A 22,150-nucleotide genomic window follows, 5' to 3' on the forward strand; every position below is an offset into this window, starting at 1 on the left:
GCTTCCCGAGCCGCCCAAGCACCCATCTGACACGAATGGCCGCCAAGCGGGTCGGTATAGCGGCCACTTGTGGCGAATCGATGAAGGGAGTCAGCAGGCTCTGCCATCCATCTGACACGAACGGCCGCTACCCGAGCCGCCCAAGCACCCATCTGACACGAATGGCCGCCAAGCGGGTCGGTATAGCGGCCATTCGTGGTGAATGGGCGCGGAGCCGAGTGGCTTAGCGGCCACTCGTGGTGAATCGATGGAGAGAGTCGGCCCGCCCGCCCACCCATCTGACACGAATGGCCGCCAAGCGCGTCGGTTTAGCGGCCACTCGTGGTGAATGGGCGCGGAGCCGAGTGGCTTAGCGGCCATTCGTGGCGAATCGCGGAGGCGAATTGGGGGGCGAGTCGCGGAGGCGAATCGCGCAGAGGTGAGGCTGCGGGCTAAAGCCCCGAGTAGGAGTGCAGGCCGTTGAAGAACTGGTTCACGATGGTGAAGTTGAACACCACGCAGAGGTAGCCGACGATCGACAGCCAGGCCGCGCGGGTGCCGGTCCAGCCACGCGTGGCGCGGGCGTGCAGGTAGCCGGCGTAGACCACCCAGATCACGAAGGTCCACACTTCCTTGGTGTCCCAGCCCCAGAACCGGCCCCAGGCCTTCTCGGCCCAGATGGCGCCGAACATGAGCGTGAAGGTCCAGCCGACAAACGCGATGGCGTTGATCCGGTAGGAGAGGTTCTCGAGGCTCAGCGCGGACGGCACGAGGCGCATGAAGCCCAGCTTGTCGGCACCGCCGGCGGCGATGGTCTTCTGCCGGTGCGTCTGGACGAGCTGCAGCGCCGACATCGCGAAGGTCAGGGTGAACAGCGCGGAGGACAGCACGGCGATCGAGACGTGGATGATCAGCCAGTAACTCTGGAGCGCTGGAACGAGGTGCCCCACCGGCGTCCAGTACGCCACGGAGGCAGCCACTAGCATGATGATCGACAGGCCCACCACGAAGGTGCCCAGGAACCGCAGGTCGCGCCGGATCAGGACCAGCAGGAAGACGGCCACGGCCACAAACGCGCCGGTGGTGAGGAACTCGTACATGTTGCCCCACGGCACCCGGCCCGCGCCGATGGCCCTGGTGATGACGCCGGCCGCGTGGATGGCGGCACCCAGCACGGTCAGGGCGACGGCGACCCGGGCGGGCGCGCGGCGCTCGGCGGAGTAGCGCATGGCGCCGTCGGCGGTCTGGCCGATGCCGGCGGCGTTCCCGGAAGCAGCCGCCACGGACGACGACGGCCGCTCGGCCCGGCCGACAGGCCCGGCCACGTCAGCGTCGGCCCGGTCAACAGCGCCGGCGGAAGAAGAGGAGGAAGAAGAGGCCCCGACGCCGGCAGCCACCGGAACGCGGGCGGACGCGGCGCCGGAGAGCTCGGCGGCCTTGAGGTCCACCGCGCGCAGCGTCTTGCTGCTCTTGGCCAGGTCCCACGCAAAGGCGATGAACGCCACCGTGTACGTGCCGGCTGCGAGGAGCATGAACAACTCGCTGTACTGGCCCATGGTTTCGTTGATGGGGAGCATTACTGTTCCTTCTTTGACTCGGAAGAGCCTGCTGTGGACTGGATGAAGTCTGCTGCGGGATGGTCCGGGGAGGCCTGCCCGGCACCGGCACCGGCACCGGCACCGGCACCGGGAAGCTTGGCATCCGCCCGGTCATTATCCGCGCCCCCGCTGGGAGCCGGCTGGGAGCCGCCGTCGTCGTCGAGATCCCAGGCGCCGGCCAGCAGCTTGCGGATCGCGGCGGCCTCGCCGGCGAGCCGGTGGTCCTCGCCGCGGGCGAGGAGGCCGTATTCGACCATGGTGCGGCCGTCCGCGTGGGTTCCGGTCCGGACCCAGACTCGGCGGCGGTTCACGTACAGCGAGGTGACCAGGCCGGCCACCGCCAGCAGCGCGAAGATCAGGGCGTAGAGCTGGCCCGGGTTGTGGTGGATATCGACGCCGATGTAGCGCTTCACGCCGTCGAAGCTGATGGTGCCCTTGCCGTCCGGGAGGGTGTAGCTGGCGCCCGGCGAGAGGGTGATGCCGCCGGCGTCGAGGTTGCGGGCGTTGAGCGGGGTGAGCTTCTTGACGTCGAGTTCGAAGACGTTCTGCGGGGCGCCGTCGTCCAGTCCGAGGTCGCCGTAGTACGAGTTCAGGGTCAGCTGCGGGTTGAACAGCTCCGGGTCCCCGCTGAAGGACACGCCTTCCTCGGTGACGAACGCGGTGGGCAGGAAGAAGCCGGCGAAGGCGAGCTGCTCCGGCTTGGCGTCGGGGACCTTGATGACCGCGGAGGAGTAGTAGTTGTCGCCCTGCAGCTTGGCCACCACCGGCCCCTGCATGGCGATGTTTCCGGCGCCGTCGCGGATGGTGACGACCGGGGCGTAGCCGTTGCCGGTGAGGTACATGCTGGTGCCGCCGAGGGTGAGCGGGTCGTTGACCTTCAGCACCTCTTTCTGGGCGGGCGCGTCCGGGGATTCCTTGGTGGTGACGTCGGCCTGGAAGTCGATGGGCTGGCCGATCTTGCCCTGGGACTCCCGGTCGAACGTGATCTGGAACTTGTCCAGCTGGACCGAGTACGGCTCCAGCTGGCTGCTCTGGAAGTTGGTGCCCGGGGTGAACTGGTCGTAGCCGACGAGCGTGTTCACGAAGGTGTCGCCCTCCACCAGGATGCGCTGCCCGCTGTAGCCGAACAGCCCGCCGATCGCGACCGAGACGAGCACTCCGATCAGCGAGGTGTGGAAGACCAGGTTGCCGACTTCGCGCAGGAAGCCGCGCTCCGCACCGATTGACGGCCGGGCGCCGTCGCGGTCGCGGACGTCGACGCGGTAGCCGCGCCTCTTCAGCAGTCCGGCGGCATCGTCAATGGCGCGCGACGCCGGGATCCCGGCACCGGCGGGAATCACGAGGGTGCCGTATTCGGGCAGCCGGGACAGCCGCGCGGGCGTCCGCGGCGGCTGGGAGCGCATCGCCTTGTAGTGCGCGATGGCGCGCGGGACGACGCAGCCGATCAGGGAGATGAACAGCAGGATGTAGATCGCCGAAAACCACGCCGAGGAGTACACGTCGTAGAGCTGGAGCGAGTCGAGGATCTTGCCGTAGTCCGGGTTGTCCTTGATGTACTGCGTGACGATCGAGGGGTTGGCGGGCCGCTGCGGGAACAGCGAACCGGGCACCGCGGCCACGGCCAGCATCAGCAGCAGGAACAACGCGGTACGCATGCTGGTCAGCTGGGTCCAGGCCCAGCGGAGCATGCCCATCGGCCCGAGCGTGGGAAGGACAGCTTCCGCCTTGGCGGCGGCCACGGGGCTGGCACCGGACTTGGCTCCCGGCTTGCTGCCGGATGTGCCGCCGTGCTGGCTGCCGCCAGGCTGGGAGCCGGGGCGCTTCGTGCCGTCGGCTGGGAGATTCGTCTCTTCGTTCACTCGCTCGCTCATCAGATCGGCAATTTCACATCGGTTTGGAACCAGTACTGCAACTCGGACACCCAGGTTCCCCAGACGCCGCTGGCCATCAGCAGGCCCAGCCCCACCAGGATGCCGCCGCCGATGCGCTGGATGGCGAGCCGGTGCTTGCGGAAGAAGGACATCACGCCGATGCCGCGGCGCACGGCCAGGGCGATCAGCAGGAACGGGATGCCCAGGCCCAGGCTGTAGACGAACGCCAGGAACGCGCCCTTGGCGGCCGAGGACCCGCCGGAGAGGCTCAGCAGCTGGACCGCGGAATACGTCGGGCCGATGCAGGGCGCCCAGCCGAGGCCGAAGGTGATGCCCAGCAGCGGCGCGCCCCACAGCCCGGCGGGCGGCTTCGACTGGATCTTGGCGTCGCGCTGGAGCCAGCCGAAGCCGCCCATGAACACCACACCCATGATGATCACAAGGACGCCCAGCACCTGCGTGATCCACGCGTTCTCCGAGCCGGTGATCAGCGTCCCCAGCTGCCCGAACGCCCCGCCGAGCAGCACGAAAATCACCGAGAAGCCCAGGACAAAGAGCCCGATGCCGGCCAGCATCCGGCCGCGCTTCTGCTTCTGGAGGTCGACGCCGGTCAGTCCCGTGACGTAGCCCAGGTACCCCGGCACGAGGGGCAGCACGCAGGGCGACAGGAAGGAGACGAAGCCGGCGAGCAGTGCCACGGGGATGGCAAGCAGCAGCGATCCGCTCAGGATGGCTTCGGCGAAGGGGCTGTTCACGGTGGCTGGCCCGCTACTCGGCCACGGCAGCGGCGATGAGGGACTTGAGGGTGCCCCTCTGGATCTCGCCGAGGACACGGGAGGCCACGCGTCCCTGCTTGTCGAGCACGAGCGTGGTGGGCACGGCTCCCGGGGGAACCAGGCCGGACACGGCCAGCAGAACAGCGCCGTCCTTGTCGTTGAAGCTCGGGTAGGTCAGGTTGAACGTCTTGTCGAACGCTTCCGCCGTCGCCTTCTCATCACGGAGGTTGACGCCGAAGAACTGCACACCCTGGGGCTTGAACTCCTGGTGCAGGGCCTCCAGCGAGGGCGCCTCCACCCGGCATGGCGCGCAGGCGGCGAACCAGAAGTTGAGCACGGTGACCTGGCCCTGGAAGGCCTCGGCCGTCACCGCGGTGCCGTCAAAGAGGGTGCCGTTGATCGCAATGGCGCTCTTGCGGTCCGCGGCGGCGAATTCCGTCACCGAACCGTCTCCGGCCACGTAGTTCTTGTTGTCGCCGGCCTTGGCCTGCTGTGCCAGCGCGTCCTCCTGGGCGCAGCCGGAAAGGCCCAGCACGACGGCGAGGGCGGCACCGCCCGCCGTCAGGACGCTGCGGCGGGACATCGGTGACGCGTTGGCGTTGTTCTTGGTCATGTTCAGGCTCCGGGGGTGGTGGAGGCACCGGGGAGAAGGGCGGCAGCAGGCTCGCTGTACTCGACGCGCAGGAGGTTCCCGGCGTCGTCGAACACCAGGGAGGTGACCGAGGTGAGGGTGCATTCGCGTTTGCGCGGATCATGCCACAGCGGCTTGCCCTCGGCGCTGAGCCGGGTGGCCCAGATGGGCAGCTGGTGGCTGACGAGGATGGCCTCGGCGCCCTCGCCGCCGAGCTCGATGGCGCGCAGCCGGGCGTCCTGCACCGCGGCGAGGACGCGGGCGGCCTGATCCTTGTAGGGCTCGCCCCAGGACGGCCGGAACGGGTTGCGCAGCATGGGCCAGTGCTTGGGCCTGAAGATCTCGCCCTTGTTGACGTGGAGGCCCTCGAAGTAGTTGGCCGCCTCGATGATCCGGTCCTCCGTGGTGATCCCGAGGTTGAGCGCCTCGGAGATGGGCTGCGCCGTCTCCTGCGCGCGGGTCAGCGGCGACGCGACGAGGTGGACGATATTGGCCCCCTGCGCGGCCCTCGCGCTGAAGTGCTCCGCGAGCATCCGGGCCATCTCCTGGCCCAGCCCGGAGAGGTGGAACTCGGGCAGCCTGCCGTACAGGACGCCGTCGGGATTGTAGACCTCGCCGTGGCGGAGCAAATGAACAGTGGCTTGGGGCATGTGTACCAGTTTCTCAAAGGGCAGGGGCAATGACGAAATCTTCTACGCGAAGTAGAACTGAAGAGTTTCGAGAAATGTTCCCCGGAGTTGGAATAAAAGATGCAAATGCATGTTTATACTGGGTGAAGCAGTTAGTTGAGACTTCAACAAATGATGTTTCAACTGACGATCAGACCACCTGCACGACCCACCCGACACAAGGAGCAACACCATGGCACTTCCCGCTAACGTCACCACCGGCACCTGGACCCTCGACAACTCACACAGCGAGATCGCCTTCACCGTCCGCCACGCGGGCATCAGCAAGGTCCGCGGTCAGTTCAAGGACGCGGAGGCCACCCTGGACCTCGCCGATAACGTGGCCGACTCCAAGGTCAACGCCACGATCAAGACCGCAAGCTTCGACTCCGGCGACGTCAACCGCGACGGCCACGTCCGCGGCGAAGACTTCTTCGACGTCGAGAAGTTCCCGGAAATCTCCTTCGTCTCCAACAGCATCGTTCCCAAGGGTGACAGTTACGAGCTCCAGGGCGATCTGACCATCAAGGGTGTTACTCGCCCGGTGGCGCTCGAGACCGAGTTCAACGGCGTTGCCGTGGACCCGTTCGGCATGACCCGCGCCGGCCTGTCCGCCGAGACCACGATCAGCCGCAAGGACTTCGGCCTGACCTGGAACGCAGTCCTCGAAGCCGGCGGCGTGCTGGTCAGCGACAAGGTTGCCGTCAACCTGGAGCTGGCCTTCATCGCTCCCGCAGCCTAGTCAGTCAACGCTTGACCGGCAGGCCCCCAGGGACCTGGCCGGAACCCCGGCCTCCGGCCGACGGCACCCCGCTTCGTCCGAGTGACGGAGCGGGGTGCCGTGCTTAAGCCAAGCGCGGCGGCACCTCCCAAACTGCGCCCCCGTGCACCGGGTAACCGGGCCGTGGCAGACGGATCCCGACATGCTCCGCAACATGCCGAAGTTCCCTCGATGCGGGCACATTCGCGGTCTAAAGTGAGAGCCATGAGCAACCCCAATGAGGTACCTCAGCCGCAGCAGCCGGGTGCCCAGCCCCCGCATGGCGGCAACGTTCCTCCGTCAGGTTCCCCGCAGCCTCCAGTCCCGCCGCCAGCGCCCGGAGGCTACCAGCCGCCGGCGGGCTACCAGCCGCCACCACCCCCGCCGTCGCGCGGTTTCCGCTTCGAGATGCCCTCGGACCGGCCGAGGAACTTCAATGACGCGATGCCTCGAGGCGGACTCTCCGGCATGTTTACGGTCTCCTGGCTGCCTGTCGAACTCAAAGTCGCCTACTGGATTTGGCTGATCAGCGGGCTGCTGGGCCTGCTGGGCGGGGTCATCGGACTCTTCGGGGCATTTGTGCTTTTGGCCGTCGTCCCGGGCGTGGGATTCCTGGTGCTCCTCCTGGTGCTGGTGGCCCTGGTCCTTGCGGGGGCACAGGTCATCCTGGCGATGAAGATGAAGGAAGGCCACGAGTGGGCACGCTTCGCCCTCACGGTCGTTGCCGGAATTTCCCTGTTGCTGGCCATCCTCAACACCAGCGCGGCCGAGGGCCGGGGTGGAGGCAGCTGGCCGAGCTTCACCATCAGCCTGGTGGCCACCGTGCTGATGTGGCTGCCCAACTCCCAGGCGTGGTTCGCCTCGCTGCGGGGCCGGGCCTGAGCTGCATCAAGCAACGTCCGGCGCCGCCCGTGCCCCGCGAAACCGGCCGCTTGTCGGACGCCCAGGACCGCGTCGAGAATACCTCTCCGGAATGATCCGCGCGGGCGCCGGCCCGCGGTACGGTGGACATAAACCATGCTGGGGGCAGGGCAGGAAGCTGTTTCCGGTATCTGAACCAGACCGCCACGCAAAGGAACGCCCATGAGCACCCCGCCAGTCCCGCCGTCGAACCCGGACTCCCCCGAGCCCGGCGAACAGCCGGCCCCCCGCTACGGCCAGAACGCACCCCAGTACGGCCAGCAGCCGCCGTCGGCGCCCCAGTACGGGCAGCAGCCGCCGTCGGCACCCCAGTACGGCCAGGCCCCGTCCGCGCCGCCGTACGGACAGCAGGCTCCGCAGTTTGGGCAGAACGCCCCGCAGCTCCCCCAGTACGGCCAGAACCCCCCGCAGTACAACCAGCAGGCTCCGCAGTTCGGACAGCCGGGGTACGGGCAGTCCCCTTACGCCCAGTATCCTTCCGACCAGCCGCAGGCCCCGTCCGCGATGCCCAAGCTCGTCAACACGGCGTTCTGGCTCATCGTCGCGTCCGGCGCGGTTTGGATCATCTCCATGTTGACGGCGCTCGGCACCTTGGATTCCCCGCAAATGCGGAACATGTTCGAGGAGCAGATGGCCGCGAGCGGCGCTGACATCAGGTTCGACGACCTCCGGGGATTCCTGGTCGGCAGCATCGTGGTGTTCGCCGTCATCAGCGCCGGACTCTACGCCCTCGTCGCCTTGAATGTTCGCAAAGGCAAGAACTGGGCCCGGATCCTGGGGACGGTCTTCGCCGCCCTGTCGATCTTCAGCATCTTCCCGCTGAGCCTCGGCACCCTGGCCGTTCTCCTGGGCATCGCAGGCATTGTGATGCTGTACCTGCCGGCCGCGTCGCCGTACTTCAGCAAGCGGCAGCCGTTCGCCAACCCCTACGGGCAGCCGGGCGGACCGTTCTAAGCCGCCAGGCACCAGCGCAGCGGGCGCGGGAGCCGGACGGGCCGACTGAAGCTAGTCTGCATCCTCCGGGTCCTGCGCCCGTTGTGCGTGATAGGCGAGGATCTGGAGTTCGGTGGCCATGTCCACCTTGCGCAGGTTGACCCCGGGCGGCACCTGCAGCATCACCGGGGCGAAGCTGAGGATGCTCCTCACGCCGGCGGCAATGACCCGGTCGCAGACGTCCTGCGCCACGGCGGCCGGCAGGGCCAGCACCACCATGTTGGCGCCGGTCCGCTGCAGCACCGGCTCGAGATCGGCGGCGTCGCTGACCCGCAGCCAGCCCACCTCGCTGCCCACCACCATCTGGTCCGCATCGAAGATCGCCACAATGTCAAAGCCCCGGGATTCAAATCCGCCGTACCGGGCCAGCGCCTTGCCCAGGTTGCCGGCGCCGACGATGGCGACCTTCCAGTCGTGCGTCAGGCCCAGCGCCGCGGCAATATTCCGGTTGAGGTACTGAACTTCGTAGCCGACGCCACGGGTCCCGTAGGAGCCGACGTAGGACAGGTCCTTGCGGAGGGTGGAGGAGCTGACCCCGGAGGCCTCGGCCAGGGATTCGGACGAGACCCGGTCGATGCCTTCGGCCAGCAGGGTGGTCAGGGCGCGCAGATATATGGTCAGCCGGGCCACGGCCGCAGGCGGAATCTGCTTGGCGGCAGCCCCTGCTCCCCCGGGCATCGCGTCAGGGGATGAATCCAGCGAAGTCACTATCTGCTCCATTGAGTCGCGTTGTGACTTCCACTCTAGAGCCCCCGCAGTTCAGCGAACAAAGCAGCCGTCCCCACGGCTCCGCGCGCCTCAGGCCTGCTGGCCCAGCGTACGCCGCAGCGTCCGCTCCAGGCGGGCCTCGTCGATCTTCCAGAAGTCCCGCTGGACGCCGTCCACCAGGACCACGGGGATCTCCTCCGCGAAGCGTTCCCGCAGGTCGGCGTCGTCATCCACGGATTGCTCCCGCCAGCCGATCCCTAGGCCCTTGGTGACATGGTCGACGGCGGCGCGCGCCGCCGAGCAGAGATGGCAGTCAGCTTTGGTGATGAGGACGACGTCGGGGCTTGGCATGGCTCCACGGTAGCCCGGCCGCCACTCCCGCGTCGATCCTCCGGACATGTCCAGCGCCGCCGCCACAGCCCCTGCGACGAGAACCGGGTCCGGCGTTGACTAGACTCGTGGCATGCCCGAAGAGAAGTACGCCGCTGTGGTCACTGAGCCTGTTGCCGCACCTCAGCACGGCGAAGCCGCGTTCTTCGACGTCGACAACACCCTCATGCGGGGGGCAAGCCTGTTCCACGTGGCCCGCAAGATGCACCAGCGCGGGGCATTCACGATTCCGCAGGCGCTCGGTATTGCCTGGAAGCAGCTCATGTTCGTGCTGCGCGGGGAGAAGATGGATGACATCCACGCCGTCCGCGACACCGCGATGGACCTGGCCTCCGGATTCACGGTTGAGGACATCGAGGCCCTCGGCGAAGAGGTTTATGACGAAATGATCGAATCCCGGATTTGGCCGGGGGCCAAGGCGCTGGCCGAGCAGCACCTCCGGGTGGGCCGCAGGGTCTGGCTCGTGACCGCGACGCCGATCGAGGTCGCCACGGTGATCTCCACCAGGCTGGGCCTGACCGGCGCGCTCGGCACGGTGGGCGAAATCCTGGACGGCTCCTATACCGGCCGGCTCGTCGGCGAGATTCTGCATGGACCCGCCAAGGCCGTCGCTGTCAGGGCGATGGCCGACGCCGAGGGGCTGGACCTGGCCCGGTGCTGGGCCTACAGCGATTCGCGCAACGACATCCCGCTGCTGAGCATGGTGGGGCACCCCGTGGCCATCAACCCGGATTCCGGTCTCCGCCGCCATGCCCGCGACCACAACTGGCCGGTCTACGACTTCCGCGCCGGACGCCGCGCGGCCACGCTGGGGCTCAAGGCCGCGACCGTCGGGGGCGCCATCTACGGCCTCTGGCGGGGGTTCTCCCGCTTCCGGGGCCCCACCGTCTGACCGCGGCACCACGTTCCGCTGCGCTTCCGGCCCAGCGCTACAGTTCCGGCCCAGCGCTACGCTTCCGGCGGGACGCTGCGCTTTCGGCCCAGCGCTACAGTTCCGGCCCAGCGCTACCCGGATCCGCGTAGCGTCCGTCCGAACGCGCGTCACTCACCCCAACGCGCGTCGCCAGCCCAATACCGCTACCGCTTCGCCACTTTCCGCACCACTTTTCGCTATGCTTCCGGACCGGCGCTACAGTTCCGGCCCAGCGCTACCCGGATCCGCGTAGCGTCCGTCCGAACGCGCGTCACTCACCCCAACGCGCGTCGCCAGCCCAATACCGCGTCGCCCGTCCGAACCAGGCGCGCGATGCCAAGGAAAATGCCCGCTGCCGGGAAGGCAACGGGCATTCACATGATGCGAAGTATCTCTACTTCTTATTGCGACGCTGGTGGCGCGTCTTGCGAAGCAGCTTGCGGTGCTTCTTCTTGGCCATACGCTTGCGACGCTTCTTAATAACTGAACCCACGAAAGTTCCTTACCGGCTAGATGCAGTACCTGCCTGTTGGAAAGGGTCCGCGGGCTAAGCAGCAGACTGTACAACTGACAGGTTCTTACAATGACGTAAAACGTTCCTTAACAGGGTACCGCCTATCGGGGGCACACCACGACCGCAGGCACCGTCCGGCGCCCGCAGATCCTTATTCCGGCCGCAGAAGACGGCGGACGCTCAGCCTGTTTCCGTCTTCCCGTCGACCACAGCACCCTTAAGGTACTGCTCGACGGCGGTTTCCGGCACTCGGTAGGAGCGCCCGAAGCGGACAGCCGGCATCTCGCCGGAATGAACAAGCCGGTACACGGTCATTTTCGACACGCGCATCACATCCGCAACTTCGGCCACGGTCAAGAAGCGCGCGTTGGAGAAGTTAGCCTCCGGAGACATTTCCCTATTCCTTTGCTCAAGCAAACGGCAGCCCCATCTGAACGACATGGCGGTGTGCCGATGCTGAGCCATCAAACAACCATGTGCTAGATACTCTAGGGGCTGATGGTGCCAATGTGAAAGAGCTGCGCGGGAATCTCCGGGGCCGGAAGCGGTTTTTCTGCCGCTCCAACTGGCCACCGCACCGGCCGACCGTGTGACCGCAGCCCGGCCTGACCGCCCCACCGGCCGACCGTGTGACCGCCGCGCCGCCTAGCCGCGGGTCCGGCGGACGCGCGCGGAGGCTGCCAGCTGCGCCAGGACCGAGGCCGTGACATCCCACTCCATGCAGGCGTCCGTGACACTCTGGCCGTAGACGAGGTTATCGGTCCCTGCCGCGTGCTCGGCGACGTCGAGGTTCTGCGCGCCGCCGACGAGGAAGCTCTCCAGCATGACGCCGGCGATGGCACCTGCCGGGGTGCCGCCGCTCTCCAGCTGCGCGCCGATTTCCAGGGCGACTTCGGCCTGCCGGTGGTGGTTCTTGCCGCTGTTGGCGTGGCTCGCGTCAACGATCAGCCGCGGGTTGAGCTGTTTGCCGGCCAGCTTGGTGGTGGTGGCCTCCACGTCCGGGGCGGAGTAGTTGGGTCCCTTGCGTCCGCCGCGCAGGATGATGTGCGTGTCGGGGTTGCCGGCGGTGGAGACCAGGGCGGCCCGGCCCTCGCCGTCAATGCCGAGGAAAGCCTGGGCGGCCCCGGCGGCGCTGCACGCGTCGAGCGCGACCTGCAAGTCGCCGTCGGTCCCGTTCTTGAACCCGATCGGCATGGACAGCCCCGACGCCAGCTGGCGGTGGATCTGGCTTTCGGTGGTGCGGGCACCGATGGCGCCCCAGGAGACGAGGTCCGCCATGTACTGCGGGCTGATGGGTTCCAGGAACTCGGTGCCGGCGGGCAGGCCCAGCGCGGTGACCTGCTGCAGGAACCGGCGTGCGGCGCGCAGCCCGGCGGCGATGTCGTGGCTGCCGTCGAGCCGGGGGTCGTTGATCAGGCCCTTCCAGCCCACCGTGGTGCGGGGCTTCTCGAAGTAGGCCCGCATCACGATCAGCAGGTCTTCTTTGTGCTTTTCGGCCTGGCTGACCAGCCGGCGGGCGTATTCGAGGCCGGCCTTGGGGTCGTGGATGGAGCAGGGGCCGACAATAACGAGCAGGCGGTCATCGACGCCGTCCATGATCGCGCGGACCTCGTCGCGGCCCCGGGCCACGACGTCGGCCAGGCGCGTGTCCAGGGGCAGCTCCGTGACGATCTCCTGCGGGGTGGGCAGCGGGGTGAACTCGCTAACGCGCAGGTTGGATGTGGACTGCTGGGATGCGGGGGCTGCTTCGATGCTCATGGGGGTCCTGTTCCGGGGTGCGGAGCGGGCCCTGATCAGAACCCGCCGGGAAATGGCGAAGGGCAGAGAATGATCTCTGCCCTGTTGGCTCTGAAGGAACGTTGGATGCGTGTCAGCTAGACGCGGGCCCCTCCAGAGCCAACGAAAAATACGCATACCAACGGTTAGTCATGTTTTGACGATAGCCCGGTGGTTGTCTTCCCGGCAAAATTGGGGTCGTAACATTCCGTCCTTGCCGGCGGACCAAGGGCAGATCAGCTCGCGGACCGGCTGGCGGCTCAGGCGGGAGAACAGGGCGGACCAGGCGGGAAATAAGCCCAGGGTCAGGTCCCGGACCCCAGCCCGGCCTCCGCGTAGTAGCCCTCGATATGGTCCGCCACCAGCCGCGCCGCGCGGCCGCCGTCGTGCCCGGAGATGGCCGCCAGGATGCCCCGGTGCTCGGCGCGGAGCCGTGCCGCGGTGGTTTCCCAGTCCGGCAGGTTTCCGGTCAGCCGGCCGGCGTAGTCCTGGATGGCTTCGCGGAGGGAGCCCATCATGGCGCTGACGACGGCGTTGCCCGCGGCGTCCGCGAGGGCCAGGTGGAAGCGGACATCGAGGGCCAGGAACGCCTCCGTGTCGGCGCAGCTGTCCATCTGTTCCAGCAGCCGGGCCGCTTCAGCCAGCGACGGCGACTCCGGGCGCGCCCGGGACGCGGCCCAGGATTCGAGCAGCACGCGCGTCTCCACGATGTCCTTGACGGGCAGGTGCGAGGTGGCGACGTGCAGCCGGAGCGCCGAGCCCAGCGCCGCCGTCGGGTCGGCGATGACGACGGTCCCCGCCTCCGGGCCCGACCCCACGCCGGCCCGGAGCACCCCCATGGCCTCCAGGACCCGGATGGCCTCGCGGACGGAGGTGCGGGAGACCTGGAGCTGTTCGGCCAGGGAACGCTCGGCCGGAAGCCGTCCGCCCAGGGCCAGCTGACCGCTGGAGAGCTGGCCCTCGATCCACTGCAGGACAAGCTGGTGGGTACGCATGGGTCCATCCTACTTGATGTGGTTGGACCACACGCCTAGACTGTGGTTGGACCACACTCCCCCGGTGGCTGAGTTTCGGATTTTAGTCCGGCGGGGATACCGACATCCAGGAACACGAGACCTGCCCGGAGGCAGCAATGACGCAGACCATCGAGCCCGGCAACCCCGAGGCGCCCACGCAACCCGAAGACACCAGCGCGGGCACCCGCTCCACCGCAGCCGCCCCGGGGAGCATTCCGGCCTTGAAGCGCCGCGTCCCTAAGTACTCGGACCTCGCCCCGCTGATGCAGTTCAAGAAGCCCGAGTTCAGCCGCGCGTCCAGGCTGCGGCGTGCCAGCACCATCTGGGACCTCCGCGACATGGCCAAGCGCCGCACCCCGCAGGCCCCCTTCGACTACACCGACGGCGCGGCCGAAGCGGAGATCACCCTGCGCCGCGCCCGCGAGGCGTTCCTGGACATCGAGTTCCGGCCCGGCATCCTGCGTAATGTCTCCAAAATAGACCTGACCACCGACATCCTCGGCAAGTCATCGAGGCTGCCGGTCGGCATCGCGCCCACCGGCTTCACCCGGATGATGCAGTCCGAGGGCGAGTACGCCGGTTCCCAGGCCGCCGCCGCCGCCGGCATCCCCTACACGCTCTCCACCATGGGCACGGCCTCCATCGAGGATGTGGCCGCCGCCGCACCGGACGGCCGGAACTGGTTCCAGCTCTACCTGTGGACGGACCGCGACCGGTCGCTGGAGCTGATCGAGCGCGCCGCCAAGGCCGGCAACGACACCCTGATGGTCACAGTGGACACCGCCGTCGCCGGGGCCCGGCTGCGCGATGTCCGCAACGGCATGACCATCCCGCCGGCGCTGACCATCAAGACCGTACTGGACGCCTCCTACCGGCCGGCGTGGTGGTTCAATTTCCTCACGCACGAGCCGCTGACCTTTGCGTCGCTGTCCCGCTACACCGGAACTGTCGCGGACCTGATCAACTCGATGTTTGACCCCACCCTGACGTTCGATGACCTCGACTGGCTGCGCGAAACCTGGAAGGGCAAGCTCGTGGTCAAGGGGATCCAGACCGTGGAGGACGCCCGCCGGGTAGTGGACCACGGGGCCGACGGCGTCGTGCTCTCCAACCATGGCGGACGCCAGCTGGACCGGGCCCCGATCCCGTTCCACCTGCTCCCGGGCGTCAAGGCGGCGCTCCTGGCGGACAACAGCGACGCGGCGATCATCCTGGACACCGGCATCATGAGCGGCGCGGACATCATCGCCGCGCTGGCCCTGGGCGCGGACTTCACGATGATCGGCCGCGCGTACCTCTACGGCCTGATGGCCGGCGGACGGGCCGGAGTGGACCGGGCCATCGAGATCCTGGAAAAGGACATGGTCCGCACCATGGCCCTGCTGGGTGTCAGCCGGATCTCGGAGCTGACCCCGGACCACGTGCGGCTGCTCTCCAAGTAGCCCGCGCTTCCGCGAGCGGGCAGGTCGCGGCAGTGTTCGTCGGAAACATTGCCGCGAACTGCCACCTCGGCGCGGGAGGGGGCGCGGGGGCGCGGAATCGGCCCAGGAGGGCCGGTTCTAGATGAGGCCCTGGGCGAGCATCGCGTCGGCCACCTTCACGAAACCGCCGATGTTCGCGCCGAGCACGTAGTTCCCCGGATCCCCGTATTCGTCCGCGGTGGCCGCGCAGCGGTCGTGGATGCCGACCATGATCTCGGTGAGCCGTTCCTCGGTGTGCGCGAACGACCACGAGTCGCGGCTGGCGTTCTGCTGCATTTCCAGCGCGGAGGTGGCCACGCCTCCGGCGTTGGCGGCCTTGCCCGGGCCGAACAGGATGCCGGCGTCCTGGAAGACCGCGACGGCCTCGCGGGTCGAGGGCATATTGGCGCCCTCCCCCACCGCGAGCAGGCCGTTGCGAACCAGCCGCGCGGCAGCGCCGCCGTCGAGCTCGTTCTGCGTGGCGCACGGCAGCGCGACGGTCGCGTCAAGGTCCCAGACGGAGCCGCCGTCCACATAGGTGACGGCGGGACGGCGTGCCGCGTAGTCCTTGAGCCGTCCGCGCTCGACCTCTTTGATCTGGCGCAGCAGCGCGACGTCGATCCCGGCCTCGTCCACAACGTAGCCGGAGGAGTCCGAACAGGCCACCACGGTGGCGCCGAGCGACTGGGCCTTGGCGATCGCGTTGATGGCGACGTTGCCGGAGCCGGAGACCACCACGCGCTGGCCGTCGAAGGACCGGCCGCGGGTCTTGAGCATTTCCTCCGCGAAGATCACTGTGCCGTAGCCGGTCGCCTCGGGCCGCACCAGCGAGCCGCCCCAGGAAATGCCCTTGCCCGTGAGGACGCCGGATTCGTAGCGGTTGGTGATCCGCTTGTACTGCCCGAAGAGGTAACCGATTTCCCGGCCGCCGACGCCGATATCCCCGGCCGGGACGTCGGTGTACTCGCCGATGTGGCGGTACAGCTCGGTCATGAACGACTGGCAGAAGCGCATGATTTCGGCGTCCGAGCGTCCGCGGGGATCGAAGTCGGAGCCGCCCTTGCCGCCGCCGATGGGCATGCCGGTCAGGGCATTCTTGAAGATCTGCTCGAAGCCGAGGAACTTCACGATGCCCAGGTTCACCGAGGGGTGGAAGCGCAGGCCGCCCTTGAAGGGGCCCAGCGCCGAGTTGAACTCCACCCGGAAGCCGCGGTTGATCTGGAAGCGGCCGGCGTCGTCGACCCAGGGGACCCGGAAGATGATCTGCCGTTCGGGCTCGCAAAGCCGTTCGAGGACGGCGCCTTCGAGGAACTCGGGGTGGCGGTCGTGGACCGGGCCGAGGCTTTCGAAGACCTCGGTGACCGCCTGGTGGAATTCCGCTTCGCCGGGATTCCGTGCCAGCACCGTGTCCCGGATGGCTTCAAGCCGTGCGTCCATTGCAACTCCCTATAACCCTGGCGCCCCTCATCGGGCGCAACAATCAAGCCTTTCCATGGTGGCACCGGGCAGGCGGGGATTGCCATTCGGGCACCGGAAGGCGCCCCGTGTGACCAAAACGGGGTGGCGCAGGACACAAAGCCGGACACAAACGGGCCGGCGGGACGGACCGGGCCGGGCTACTTCTTGCGGCCGAACTTCGGCAGGCTGGCGAGGAGGTCCGCGGCCCGGGTGGCGGCCCTGCCGACGGTGCGGCCGATCTGCTGCGGCATTTTGTCCTCGCCGGCCGTGCCGACCGGGAGGACGACGGCGGGGCTCAGCGGGCTTCCGGCGGGCCGGCCGGCGAGCGCCGCGGCAGGCTGCGAAGCCGGGGCGGCGGGCGGGGCGGCTGTAGCGGCGGCAGCGAGCGTGTCAGGTACGACCTGAAGCCGGAGTTCCGCCGTCCGGGCCGGCGACGGTTCCACGGTGGCGGCAGCGCCGACGTCGAACGTCTCCAGCCAGCTGGCGACGCCGGCCAGCGGCTTGGGATTGAGGGTGTAGTAGCGCTTCTGGCCCTGGGCGCGCATGCTCACCAGGTCCGCTTCGCGGAGCACCTTAAGATGCTTGGAAATGGTGGGCTGGCTGGCCTCGAGCTCCTGGACCAGCTCCCCCACTGCCTTGTCCCCCTTGCGGAGGGATACCAGAATGTCACGCCGGGTTGCCTCAGCAATGACGGCAAATACGTCGTCTGTCACCATGCCCTCCACACTAGCGACATATACGCCGGATGGCATCCACTAAATTGCGGGCCCCGGCTGGAGCCGCCGGGCATTGCCCCCGTCCCGCGCCCGGTGCTAGAACGGACGCACCGCCTTCCCGGCAGGTGAGGCCGCAGCCTACCGACGCAGAGGAGTGGACCACCATGGGGGATTTCTTCCGGACACAGCTGTTCAACATCATCGCTGCCGTATTCCTGGCCCTGTTCGTGATCGTCTGGGGCACCGTGCTGCTTCAGGTCTGGGTGTTCGTCCCGGAGGTCCCGGGCACCCCGCCCAAGCTGAACGGCGCCGTCGTCTGCGCCGCCGGGGCGCTGTCCACCTCGCTGAGTTCATTAACCGCCTCCGCCCTCGGCTTCACCATGGCCGAGGTGCGCCGGGAGGAGCAGAGCGGCAGTGCGGAGGCTGCCGGCCAGGCGCCGGCCGGCGTCTTCGAGGCCGGCGGGTTCACCACAAAGCTCTCCGGCCGGGTCATCGCCGCGTTGATGGTGTACCTCGTGGTCGGGCTGCTGGTGCTCGGCGTCTGGCTGGTGAAAGGCACCGCCTCCACCGACCTGATCGGGGCGTTCTCCCTCTCGCTGCTGGGCTGGATCATCGGCGCGGCCGGGGTGGTGTTCCAGACCGAGAAGCCCAGCCCGCAGGCCTCCGCAGCGGGTTAGCCGTTTAATCATCTAACTCGCAGCAGGGGCCGTTTTCAGGGCTCATAACGGCCGCAACTGCCAGCTACCTAGTCGAACCAGGGGTCCAGCCCGTAGAGCGGGAAGATTTCCTTGCGGGTGGCCATGACGGTCCGGTCCACTTCGTCGTTCGGGTCGAAGCCGACCTCCCAGGAGCGCCACCAGAGGTCGACGTCATCACCCATCATTTCCGGAGCGGCGACCCCGTACTTGTCCCCGTACTTGTCCTTCACGTAGCTGCGCCAGTCCTCCGGCACGGGGGTGCGCAGCGGGACGGGACGCCCGGCCGCGATCGCGATCAGGTGGCTCCAGGCCCGGGGCACCACGGTGATGACGTTGTAACCCCCTCCGCCGGTGGAGATCCAGCGGTCCTCGCAGTAGCGGGCCGCGAGGTTGCCGATCGCGGTGGCGGCTTCCCGCTGGCCGTCGACGCTGATGTTGAGGTGCGTGAGCGGGTCCAGCCGGTGGGAGTCGCAGCCGTGCTGGCTCACGATGACCTCGGGCTCGAAGGCGCCCACGAGCTGCGGCACCACGGCGTGGAAGGCCCGCAGCCAGCCGCCGTCGCCGGTCCCGGCCGGCAGGGCCACGTTCACGGCGCTGCCCTGTGCGTTGGGCCCGCCGATCTCGTTGGCGTAGCCGGTGCCCGGGAACAGGGTCAGCCCCGTCTCGTGCAGGGAGATCGTCAGCACGCGCGGGTCGTCCCAGAAGATGCTCTGGGTTCCGTCGCCGTGGTGGGCGTCGATGTCGATGTACACCACGCGCTGCATGCCGCCGTCGAGCAGCCGCTGGATGGCGAGGGCAGCGTCGTTGTAGATGCAGAAGCCGCTCGCGCGCTCGCGGGCCGCGTGGTGCATGCCCGCGCCGAAGTTCACGGCCCGGACGGCGCTGCCGTCCAGGATGGCGGCGGCGGCGAGCAGGGATCCGCCGGCCAGCCGGGCACTGGCCTCGTGCATGCCGGCGAAGGCCGGGTCATCCTCGGTGCCGAGGCCGCGTTCCAGGTCCGGGGTGCCGGGATCGGCGCTCACACGCCGCACCGCGGCGACGAACTCGGGGCTGTGGACGGTGCACAGCTCCGCGTCGCTGGCGACGTCCGGGGCCGAGACCGTGACGTGCTCCAGGTCCAGCAGCCCGAGGCTTTCGGCGAGCCTGGCGGTAAGCTCCATCCGTTCCGGGGCCATCGGGTGGCTGTGGCCGAAGTTGTAGGCGGTCATGGCGGGATCCCACACCACCGTCGTTGGCAGTGCGGCCTTGGCGAGCCCCGGGAGGTATGTCATCAATCACAGGCTACCCGAGCGCGGGGGCACGTTCCCCAGTCATTGCGGGGGGTTTAGTGGTTTACTACTGAAGGAAGCAGTTTCAAGCGAGGAAAAGCCACACATGACGCAGAGCCAGTCGAGGTCCAAGAGCCCGGCCAACTGGCACCCGGGCACTCCGGAGCGGGAAGGCCTGTGGATCTTCACACGCCTCCGCGACTTTGTCGACAACATCGCCAACACGTCGCCGGCCCGCCTCGCCCTGACCGCGTTCGGCATGGTGGTCCTGGTCTTCACTGCCTTGTTGTCCCTGCCGGTGTCCTCCGCCACCGGTGATGTCACGCCGTTGCACCAGGCCCTGTTCACTGCGGTGTCGGCCGTCTGCGTGACGGGCCTGACCGTGGTGTCCACGGCGGTGCACTGGTCCTTCTTCGGCCAGCTTGTCATCCTGATCGGCGTCTTCGTGGGCGGGCTGGGGACCCTTACCCTGGCCTCGCTGCTGGCCCTCATGGTGAGCAAGAAGCTGGGTGTCCGCGGCAAGCTGATCGCCCAGGAAGCCATGAATGCCGGCCGCCTCGGCGAGGTGGGCACCCTGCTGCGGATCGTCATCGTGACCTCGGTGGTGATCGAGGCCGCGCTGGCGGTAGCGCTGATCCCGCGGTTCCTGATGCTGGGCGAAAGCTTCGGCCAGGCTGTCTGGCACGGTGTGTTCTACGCGATTTCGGCGTTCAACAACGCCGGCTTCACGCCGCACTCGGACGGCATCGTCCCCTATGAGACCGATTTGTGGATCCTCGTGCCCCTGATGGTCGGTGTCTTCTTCGGCAGCCTGGGTTTCCCTGTGGTGATGGTGCTGCAGCAGAACGGCCTGAACTGGAAGAAATGGAACCTGCACACCAAGCTGACCATCCAGGTCTCGCTGATCCTGCTGGGTGCCGGTACCGTGCTGTGGGGGCTGATGGAGTGGGAGAACCTGCGGACCATCGGCGGCATGAGCGCGGGCGACAAGGTCATCCATTCGCTTTTCGCGTCCGTGATGACCCGCTCCGGCGGCTTCAACCTGGTGGACCAGAACCAGATGGACTCCACCACGATGCTGCTCACCGACGCCCTGATGTTCGCCGGTGGAGGTTCGGCGTCGACGGCGGGCGGCATCAAGGTGACCACCATCGCCGTGATGTTCCTGGCGATCGCGGCCGAGGCCCGCGGTGACTCCGACGTAAAGGTCTACGGCCGCACCATCCCCGAAGGCACCATGCGGGTGGCCATCTCGGTGATCGTCGCCGGCGCCTCCCTCGTCGCCGTGTCGGCCATGCTGCTGCTTTACATCAGCGGCGCATCCCTGGACCGGGTGCTCTTTGAAACTATTTCCGCCTTCGCCACGGTGGGCCTCAGCACGAACCTCAGTGCCGAGCTCCCGCCGTCGGGGGTTTACGTCCTCACCGCCCTGATGTTCGCCGGGCGCGTCGGGACCGTCACCCTCGCCGCCGCCCTGGCCCTGCGCCAGCGCAGCCAGCTGTACCACTACCCGGAAGAGAGACCGATCATTGGCTAGTTCCTCAGGCGCCGTCAACCGCCCCGCCCACAACGCCCCCGTGCTGGTGATCGGGCTGGGCCGTTTCGGTGCCTCCACCGCCGAACAGCTGGTCAAGCAGGGCCGCGAGGTGCTGGCCATCGAACGCGACCGGAACCTGGTGCAGAAGTGGTCCAGCACCCTGACGCACGTCGTCGAGGCCGACGCGACCAACATCGATGCGCTCCGCCAGCTCGGCGCGCAGGAGTTCAGCTCCGCCGTCGTGGGCGTGGGCACCTCGATCGAATCCTCGGTGCTGATCACCGTGAACCTCGTGGACCTCGGCATCGAGCACCTCTGGGTTAAGGCGATCACGCCCTCGCACGGCAAGATCCTGACCCGGATCGGCGCCAACCACGTGATCTACCCGGAGGCCGACGCCGGTGTCCGCGCCGCGCACCTGGTCTCCGGCCGCATGCTGGACTTCATCGAGTTCGACGACGACTTCGCGATCGTGAAGATGTATCCGCCGCGCGAGACCGTGGGCTTCACCCTGGACGAATCCAAGGTCCGCTCCAAGTACGGGGTCACGATCGTGGGCGTGAAGTCCCCGGGCGAGGACTTCACGTACGCGCGGCCGGAGACGAAGGTGTCCTCACGGGACATGCTCATTGTTTCCGGGCACGTGGACCTGCTGGAGCGGTTCGCCGCCCGCCCGTAGCGGCGCGGCGGATTCCGCCTGGCGACACGCGAAAGCCCTGGCGCTGCGCGAAAGCCCTGGCGCTGCCGGAATACGGTAGCGCCAGGGCTTTCGCGCGTCATGAGACGGATTGCGCGTCGCCGCCGCCCCTAATGCCGTCTCCGCGGGGTGGAAGCGGTGATACCCGGGGCGCCGGAGCTGAGGCGCTATGAGGCCCGACGGCGGTCTTCGCAGCCTTCGCGGCGGACTTGGCCGCCTGCTTGCTGGCCCGCACCTTGCTCAGCGACTCCGGATCCACAATGTCAGCAACGGACAGGAAGGCGTTCTCCTGACCGTAGTGGCCGGCGGCCTCGCGCCAGCCTTCAGCCTGGAGGCCACACTGCTTCCCCAGCAGAGCCAAGAAGATCTTCGCTTTTTGCTCGCCAAATCCCGGCAAGGCCTTGAGCCGGCGCAGCACCTCCTGCCCGTCGGGGTCACCCTGCGTCCAGATGGCCGTAGCGTCGCCGTTCCAGTCGTTGTGCACCGTCTCGGCAAGGGACTGGACGCGGCCGGCCATTGATCCGGGGAACCGGTGGACGGCCGGGCGCTCCTTAAACATCTCGACGAACTCTTGCGGATCGTAGCCGGCGATCGCGGCCGGATCCATGGAACCGATGCGCGCCCGGATCTTCTCCGGACCGGCAAAGGCCGACTCCATGGTCACCTGCTGGTCAAGCAGCATGCCGGTGAGCAGCGCAAACGCGTCGTCGCTGAGAAGTTTGTCCGCCGCGGGATCCCCTGTGATATGCAGTTCCATGGGTCCCATCCTGCCACCCGGTCCGGTCTTCGTCATGGGCCGCGC

General features: G+C 67.8%; 22 protein-coding genes and 1 pseudogene. 8 read left to right on the forward strand and 15 right to left on the reverse strand.

What is annotated here, in order from left to right; genetic code table 11:
* Positions 1 to 431: 431 nt before the first annotated feature.
* From ccsB to ABIC21_RS17355, 5 genes are read right to left on the reverse strand one after another with little or no spacing between them, the layout of a single operon-like run.
* Entirely contained in the window at positions 432 to 1,556 is a 1,125-nt protein-coding gene (gene ccsB / locus ABIC21_RS17335) for a c-type cytochrome biogenesis protein CcsB (protein ID WP_354351624.1), read from the reverse strand.
* Positions 1,556 to 3,448 carry a cytochrome c biogenesis protein ResB gene (gene resB, locus ABIC21_RS17340; RefSeq protein WP_502936020.1) on the reverse strand — a complete coding sequence of 631 codons (1,893 nt, stop codon included), beginning with the start codon at positions 3,446 to 3,448 and terminating at the stop codon, positions 1,556 to 1,558. Before resB ends, ccsB begins: the two co-directional genes overlap by 1 nt.
* Entirely contained in the window at positions 3,448 to 4,203 is a 756-nt protein-coding gene (locus tag ABIC21_RS17345; RefSeq protein ID WP_354351625.1) for a cytochrome c biogenesis CcdA family protein, read from the reverse strand. Before ABIC21_RS17345 ends, resB begins: the two co-directional genes overlap by 1 nt.
* A gap of 13 nt (positions 4,204 to 4,216) precedes the next feature.
* The gene (locus ABIC21_RS17350) at positions 4,217 to 4,837 is read right to left on the reverse strand and encodes a TlpA family protein disulfide reductase (protein WP_354351626.1); all 621 of its coding nucleotides are present in this window, start codon (positions 4,835 to 4,837) and stop codon (positions 4,217 to 4,219) included.
* A gap of 2 nt (positions 4,838 to 4,839) precedes the next feature.
* Positions 4,840 to 5,505 carry a histidine phosphatase family protein gene (locus ABIC21_RS17355; protein ID WP_354351627.1) on the reverse strand — a complete coding sequence of 222 codons (666 nt, stop codon included), beginning with the start codon at positions 5,503 to 5,505 and terminating at the stop codon, positions 4,840 to 4,842.
* 211 nt (positions 5,506 to 5,716) lie between these two features.
* On the opposite strand from ABIC21_RS17355, the gene ABIC21_RS17360 reads away from it, so the two are divergent.
* The 3 genes from ABIC21_RS17360 (at position 5,717) to ABIC21_RS17370 (ending at position 8,158) form a co-directional block, all read left to right on the forward strand.
* Positions 5,717 to 6,265, forward strand: a complete 549-nt coding sequence (locus tag ABIC21_RS17360) for a YceI family protein (RefSeq protein ID WP_354351628.1) — start codon at positions 5,717 to 5,719, stop codon at positions 6,263 to 6,265.
* A 243-nt stretch (positions 6,266 to 6,508) separates the two neighbouring features.
* The gene (locus tag ABIC21_RS17365; RefSeq protein ID WP_354351629.1) at positions 6,509 to 7,165 is read left to right on the forward strand and encodes a hypothetical protein; all 657 of its coding nucleotides are present in this window, start codon (positions 6,509 to 6,511) and stop codon (positions 7,163 to 7,165) included.
* Positions 7,166 to 7,366: 201 nt separating this feature from the next.
* On the forward strand, positions 7,367 to 8,158 hold the full coding sequence (locus ABIC21_RS17370) for a hypothetical protein (RefSeq protein ID WP_354351630.1): 792 nt from the start codon (positions 7,367 to 7,369) through the stop codon (positions 8,156 to 8,158).
* A gap of 51 nt (positions 8,159 to 8,209) precedes the next feature.
* On the opposite strand, the gene ABIC21_RS17375 is transcribed toward ABIC21_RS17370, so the two are convergent.
* Positions 8,210 to 8,905 carry a redox-sensing transcriptional repressor Rex gene (locus tag ABIC21_RS17375; RefSeq protein ID WP_354351631.1) on the reverse strand — a complete coding sequence of 232 codons (696 nt, stop codon included), beginning with the start codon at positions 8,903 to 8,905 and terminating at the stop codon, positions 8,210 to 8,212.
* Positions 8,906 to 8,995: 90 nt separating this feature from the next.
* On the reverse strand, positions 8,996 to 9,256 hold the full coding sequence (locus ABIC21_RS17380; protein WP_354351632.1) for a glutaredoxin family protein: 261 nt from the start codon (positions 9,254 to 9,256) through the stop codon (positions 8,996 to 8,998).
* 112 nt (positions 9,257 to 9,368) lie between these two features.
* Here ABIC21_RS17380 and ABIC21_RS17385 point away from each other — a divergent pair, with 112 nt between their 5' ends.
* A complete protein-coding gene (locus tag ABIC21_RS17385) occupies positions 9,369 to 10,187 on the forward strand; it encodes an HAD family hydrolase (protein WP_354351633.1) in 819 nt (272 codons plus the stop codon).
* Between the two features lie 415 nt (positions 10,188 to 10,602).
* On the opposite strand, the gene ABIC21_RS17390 is transcribed toward ABIC21_RS17385, so the two are convergent.
* The 4 genes from ABIC21_RS17390 to ABIC21_RS17405 form a co-directional block, all read right to left on the reverse strand.
* Positions 10,603 to 10,701, reverse strand: coding sequence for a 30S ribosomal protein bS22 (locus ABIC21_RS17390; RefSeq protein ID WP_003792170.1), 99 nt, complete (start codon positions 10,699 to 10,701; stop codon positions 10,603 to 10,605).
* A 201-nt stretch (positions 10,702 to 10,902) separates the two neighbouring features.
* Complete coding sequence (locus ABIC21_RS17395) at positions 10,903 to 11,115, reverse strand: helix-turn-helix domain-containing protein (RefSeq protein ID WP_354351634.1); 213 nt, start codon at positions 11,113 to 11,115, stop codon at positions 10,903 to 10,905.
* Between the two features lie 252 nt (positions 11,116 to 11,367).
* Entirely contained in the window at positions 11,368 to 12,480 is a 1,113-nt protein-coding gene (locus ABIC21_RS17400) for a 3-deoxy-7-phosphoheptulonate synthase (RefSeq protein ID WP_354351635.1), read from the reverse strand.
* A gap of 323 nt (positions 12,481 to 12,803) precedes the next feature.
* Positions 12,804 to 13,493 carry a FadR/GntR family transcriptional regulator gene (locus ABIC21_RS17405; RefSeq protein ID WP_354351636.1) on the reverse strand — a complete coding sequence of 230 codons (690 nt, stop codon included), beginning with the start codon at positions 13,491 to 13,493 and terminating at the stop codon, positions 12,804 to 12,806.
* Positions 13,494 to 13,630: 137 nt separating this feature from the next.
* On the opposite strand from ABIC21_RS17405, the gene ABIC21_RS17410 reads away from it, so the two are divergent.
* The gene (locus tag ABIC21_RS17410) at positions 13,631 to 14,956 is read left to right on the forward strand and encodes an alpha-hydroxy acid oxidase (RefSeq protein ID WP_354351637.1); all 1,326 of its coding nucleotides are present in this window, start codon (positions 13,631 to 13,633) and stop codon (positions 14,954 to 14,956) included.
* A 117-nt stretch (positions 14,957 to 15,073) separates the two neighbouring features.
* On the opposite strand, the gene gdhA is transcribed toward ABIC21_RS17410, so the two are convergent.
* Positions 15,074 to 16,411, reverse strand: a complete 1,338-nt coding sequence (gene gdhA / locus ABIC21_RS17415; protein ID WP_354351638.1) for an NADP-specific glutamate dehydrogenase — start codon at positions 16,409 to 16,411, stop codon at positions 15,074 to 15,076.
* Positions 16,412 to 16,590: 179 nt separating this feature from the next.
* Entirely contained in the window at positions 16,591 to 17,148 is a 558-nt protein-coding gene (locus tag ABIC21_RS17420; protein WP_354351639.1) for an ArsR/SmtB family transcription factor, read from the reverse strand.
* Positions 17,149 to 17,312: 164 nt separating this feature from the next.
* Between ABIC21_RS17420 and ABIC21_RS17425 the strand changes: the two genes are divergently transcribed.
* Complete coding sequence (locus ABIC21_RS17425) at positions 17,313 to 17,825, forward strand: hypothetical protein (protein WP_354351640.1); 513 nt, start codon at positions 17,313 to 17,315, stop codon at positions 17,823 to 17,825.
* A 68-nt stretch (positions 17,826 to 17,893) separates the two neighbouring features.
* Here the strand turns inward: ABIC21_RS17425 and ABIC21_RS17430 are convergent, their stop codons facing one another.
* Entirely contained in the window at positions 17,894 to 19,117 is a 1,224-nt protein-coding gene (locus tag ABIC21_RS17430) for an acetoin utilization protein AcuC (protein WP_354351641.1), read from the reverse strand.
* Between the two features lie 103 nt (positions 19,118 to 19,220).
* Between ABIC21_RS17430 and ABIC21_RS17435 the strand changes: the two genes are divergently transcribed.
* Complete coding sequence (locus tag ABIC21_RS17435) at positions 19,221 to 20,651, forward strand: TrkH family potassium uptake protein (RefSeq protein ID WP_354351642.1); 1,431 nt, start codon at positions 19,221 to 19,223, stop codon at positions 20,649 to 20,651.
* A gap of 40 nt (positions 20,652 to 20,691) precedes the next feature.
* Positions 20,692 to 21,330: a potassium channel family protein gene (locus tag ABIC21_RS17440; protein WP_370871241.1), complete on the forward strand. Its 639-nt coding sequence runs from the start codon at positions 20,692 to 20,694 to the stop codon at positions 21,328 to 21,330.
* A gap of 205 nt (positions 21,331 to 21,535) precedes the next feature.
* Here the strand turns inward: ABIC21_RS17440 and ABIC21_RS17445 are convergent.
* Positions 21,536 to 22,114: pseudogene (locus ABIC21_RS17445) on the reverse strand (HhH-GPD-type base excision DNA repair protein); the annotation flags it as partial.
* Positions 22,115 to 22,150 lie beyond the last annotated feature (36 nt).

It is taken from the genome of Pseudarthrobacter sp. PvP090, assembly GCF_040547365.1.
Taxonomy (GTDB): domain Bacteria; phylum Actinomycetota; class Actinomycetes; order Actinomycetales; family Micrococcaceae; genus Arthrobacter.